Origin of the sequence: Noviherbaspirillum sp. (assembly GCF_036846085.1) — a bacterium.
Taxonomy (GTDB): Bacteria; Pseudomonadota; Gammaproteobacteria; order Burkholderiales; family Burkholderiaceae_D; genus Noviherbaspirillum.
Genome location: NZ_DAIUCO010000367.1, coordinates 1 through 3,710, shown reverse-complemented (window position 1 = coordinate 3,710; position 3,710 = coordinate 1). Strand labels below are relative to the sequence as shown.

4 protein-coding genes are annotated in these 3,710 nt (G+C 64.6%); all 4 read right to left on the bottom strand.

Translation table 11 applies throughout. The features are described 5' to 3' along the window. Nucleotides 1-29: 29 nt before the first annotated feature. From V7080_RS24740 to V7080_RS24725, 4 genes are read right to left on the bottom strand one after another with little or no spacing between them, the layout of a single operon-like run. Nucleotides 30-1,007: a hypothetical protein gene (locus tag V7080_RS24740; RefSeq protein WP_334191033.1), complete on the bottom strand. Its 978-nt coding sequence runs from the start codon at nt 1,005-1,007 to the stop codon at nt 30-32. Continuing rightward, nucleotides 1,004-1,816, bottom strand: coding sequence for a phosphonate ABC transporter ATP-binding protein (locus V7080_RS24735; RefSeq protein WP_334191032.1), 813 nt, complete (start codon nt 1,814-1,816; stop codon nt 1,004-1,006). The genes V7080_RS24740 and V7080_RS24735 overlap by 4 nt, the downstream gene beginning before the upstream one ends. Continuing rightward, nucleotides 1,813-2,688 carry a phosphonate ABC transporter, permease protein PhnE gene (phnE, locus tag V7080_RS24730; RefSeq protein WP_334191031.1) on the bottom strand — a complete coding sequence of 292 codons (876 nt, stop codon included), beginning with the start codon at nt 2,686-2,688 and terminating at the stop codon, nt 1,813-1,815. The genes V7080_RS24735 and phnE overlap by 4 nt, the downstream gene beginning before the upstream one ends. After that, nucleotides 2,688-3,554: a phosphate/phosphite/phosphonate ABC transporter substrate-binding protein gene (locus tag V7080_RS24725; protein WP_334191030.1), complete on the bottom strand. Its 867-nt coding sequence runs from the start codon at nt 3,552-3,554 to the stop codon at nt 2,688-2,690. Before V7080_RS24725 ends, phnE begins: the two co-directional genes overlap by 1 nt. Between the last annotated feature and the right edge of the window lie 156 nt (nt 3,555-3,710).

Genomic DNA, 3,710 nt, shown 5'->3' with positions numbered 1-3,710 from the left:
CCACGTCGCCGCTTGCAGGCGGCTCCGATTCAGCCGGCGCAACGCATGCGTTGCGCGACCCCGGCTTCATCCACGCGCACTGCCTGTTCCACACGGTGCGCCGGTCCTTCATCAATCCGCTTCCAGTACGAATCATGCGCCGGACTGCCCAGCGGCCATTGCGCAAGAAACTCCGCCTGCCAGCGGCTTCGCTGGTAGCGGATCGGCAGCGCATCGATATACAAGCCGTCGATCCGCATGCCGTACACGCTGTCCGCATGCGGCGTCGTCGAGATCCGGGTCAGCAATCCTTCGTGCATGCCGGAGAAATTCGGCATGCCGGCCGCGCCGTTGTTGATGATCGCGCAGCGCCGGCCCTGCGCATCGGCAAGCGACTGCAATACCGGCGAACAGGTATGGCTGCAGGCGAAGACGCGAACGCCACCCTCGTGCAGCCAGCCCGCCGCTTCCGCCAGACGGGCATCGTCACGCAAGTGCTCGGGCGCAAATCCCCAGCCGGCCAGCGACTGCGCATCGCCGTGCACGATGCCTACCGGCAGGCCGCCGACATCGATGCGCTTCCACATCGGCAGGTCGGTCAGCCGTCGGCGCAGATCCGGAAACTTCGCGGCGGTCGCCGCCAGCCTGCGCATGATGGCATTGGACCGCTGCACCACGATATCGTCCACCCAATCCGGATAGGCGCAGCCGCAGCCTGCATCCTCGCCGTCTTCCTGCGGCCCGAGTTCGCTCTCGACGTTGCCGCGGATGGCATCGTGCGACAGCACCGTTTCATTGATCCGGCGAAAACGTTCCGGGTCGACATCGAACCAGTTGAAGTCGCCATTGAAAATCAAATGCTTGATGCCGCGCTCGGCGTCGTACATCCGCATCACTTCCTCCAATGCCGCCGTGTTCCCGTACAGGCCGCCAACCACGTAGAGCGTGTCGGCGCATGCCGATGCATCGGCGCGGAAGACCGACGGCGAATAACGATAGGACAAGGGACAGCGTCTTCCTGCGCTCATGGTTGTTCTCCAATCGGATGCGCTGCCCGTTCCAGGCGGGTGATCCAGTTGCGCGCATCGGGTTTGTCACTGTACAGACGGTTGAGGCGTTCATCGCCGACCTGCGCCACCGGCAGGTCGAAGGCGATTTTCCCCTGGCGCATCCCGATCACGCGGTCGGCCAGCACGGCAAGCAGGCCGGGATCGTGCACCACGGTCACCAACGTCATGTGTTGCCGCTGCGCCAGGCCGGAAAGCATGGAGGCGATATCGGCGGCGGCCAGCGGGTCGAGCGCGGCGGTCGGTTCGTCGGCAAGGATCAGCCGGGGTGCCTGCAGCAGCATACGGGCGATCGCGGTTTTCTGCCGTTCGCCGCCCGACAGGCTATCGGCGCGGGCGTCGGCCTTGCCGATCAGGCCGACCTGCTGCAAGGCCGCTTCCGCCCTGCGGATTTCATCGCGCGGAAACAGCCGCGCCCAGGTCAGCGGCGAACGATTGCGCGCCAGGCTGCCGAGCAGTACGTTTTCCAGCACGGTCAGCCGCTGCACGAGGTGCAGGCCCTGGAACACCTGGCCGACGTCGGCGCGCAGGCGCCGCAGTTCTCGCGACGGCAGCGGACGTTGCATAGGGAAGCCGAGCACGTCCACCTCGCCGTGGGATGGATGCATGATCCCGGTCATCAACTTCAGCAGGCTCGATTTGCCGGCGCCGTTATGCCCGACGATGGCGACGCGCTCGCCATGTGCGACCGACAGATCGATGCCGTCGAGGAGGACGCGTCCGCCGGCCTGCGCGACGACGCCCTGCATTCGTATTGCGCATGCCGTCATAGCAGGGCCTTCCGCACGCGCCGGCTGAGCGCATCGAATACCGACACCAGCGCCACCACGACGATCAGGATGGTCGCCAGCCTGCCCCACTGGAACAGCGACACCGCCTCGGTGATCAGCAGGCCGAGGCCGCCGGCGCCCACCATGCCGAGGATGGTGGAATCGCGGATGTTGAATTCCCATACATACAGATGGTTGGATACCAGTTGCGGCAGGACGCCCGGCCAGATGGCGGTAAAGAAGACCTGCAGCGGGCCGGCACCGACGGCGCGCACCGCATCGGCGGCGGCCATGTCGAGCGTCTCGACGGCTTCGGCGTACAGCTTGCCGTAGGTGCCGAGCGAATGGGCGGCGATCGCGAGGATGCCGGCAGTCGGGCCGAGTCCGATGATGCCGACGAACACCAGGCCGAAGACCAGCGTGTGGATCGAGCGCGACGCATCCAGCAACAGTTTCGCGATCCATTGCAGCGGCGCGGGTGCGGCAAGGTTGCGGGCGCTCAGCAACCCGAGCGGCAAGGCCAGCGCGGCCGCCAGCAGCGAACCGAGCGTGCCGATCTTGATCGTCACCCACGTTGCCTCGGCCAGGCCATCGAGGAACTGCCGCTCCACCAAGCGCCTATTTTCGGTGCGCAGCACGGTGCCGTCGTCGCTTCTATATTCGAGCTTCGTATCGCCGAACCAGGCATCCAGGAAACTCGGACGGGAAAACTCCACCGCCGTCTTCTGCAGGTTGGCCCATGGATTGCGGCCGAGCGACAGGTCGCCGGCGGCCGACAGGCTGGCAAGGCATACGCCGATCAATAGCGCATAAGCCAGGATCCAGGCGAGGAAGCGCAGGCGCGATCCGGCGATGGGTATGGCAAACCGCATCATTGCTTCGGCCGCAGTTTGCCGGTGGCAAGGCCGGCGTCACGGATCGGCTTGTAGAAGCCGTTGTCCTTCGTGACGAAGCCGGTGTAATGATTCGGCAGCAGCGACGGATTGGCCTTCATCGCCGGGCCGACCGCATCCAGCGCGGCCTGCAGCTTCTGGACGAATGCCTTGTCCTTTGCCAGCGTACTGCTGACCGCTACCGCATCGTTGGGCAGCGGCGCGGAGTGCCAGATGATCTTCGAGCGTTCCGGCTTGATGAGACCGGCCTCGATCATCGCATTGCGGTTGCGGTTGTAGTCGGCGCCGGCGTCAAGCTGGCCGGCGGCAACCTGCGTCTCGATCGCCTGGTGCTTGGTGTACAGCACCTTGCTGAAGTACTTGTCGGGATCGATGCCTTGCTGCATGAAGTAGTGATACGGGATGAGATAGCCGGAAGTGGACCCCTTGTCACCGAAAGCGAAGGTCTTGCCCTTCAAGTCCGCCACCGTGTTGATGCCGGAATCCGGGTGGGTGATCATGATCGCGAAGTATTCCGGCTTGCCGTCGTAGAGAATGGTGGACACCGCCTGCGCGCCGGCTTCATGGTTCGCCAGCACATAGCCCCACGGCCCGAGCAGCGCGATATCGGTCTCGCCGTTGGCAAGCGATTTTGCCAGGCCCTCCCAGGTGTCGACGGTGCGCAACTGCACCGGGCGGCCGAGCTGCTTCGACAGGTGCTCGGCAAGCGGGCGGTAGGTGGCGTCGTTCTTCTCCTTGTCGGGCTGGAAGAGGCCGACGCCGAATTTCAGGGGGCTGGTGTCGGCGGCCTGAGCGATGAGGGTGGCGGCACCGAGAATGAGGGTGAGGGCTAAGTTCTTGATCATCGGTGTTCCTTGGTGTGTGATGGTTGTTTGGTTTGATGCGTTTGCACTTGGGTTTTTGTTTGCTTTAGCGGGTGAGCTTTGCACACCTCCGTAGGGTTCCCTCCCCCTTCCAGGGGGAGGGTTAGGGTGGGGGGTAGTGAGGTTGAGCAATCGCAT

What these genes read in the sequence shown, in the direction of transcription:
- V7080_RS24740 (WP_334191033.1), bottom strand. Translation starts at nt 1,007, where the DNA reads ATGAGCGCAGGAAGACGCTGTCCCTTGTCCTATCGTTATTCGCCGTCG.
- V7080_RS24735 (WP_334191032.1), bottom strand. Translation starts at nt 1,816, where the DNA reads ATGACGGCATGCGCAATACGAATGCAGGGCGTCGTCGCGCAGGCCGGC.
- phnE (WP_334191031.1), bottom strand. Translation starts at nt 2,688, where the DNA reads ATGCGGTTTGCCATACCCATCGCCGGATCGCGCCTGCGCTTCCTCGCC.
- V7080_RS24725 (WP_334191030.1), bottom strand. Translation starts at nt 3,554, where the DNA reads ATGATCAAGAACTTAGCCCTCACCCTCATTCTCGGTGCCGCCACCCTC.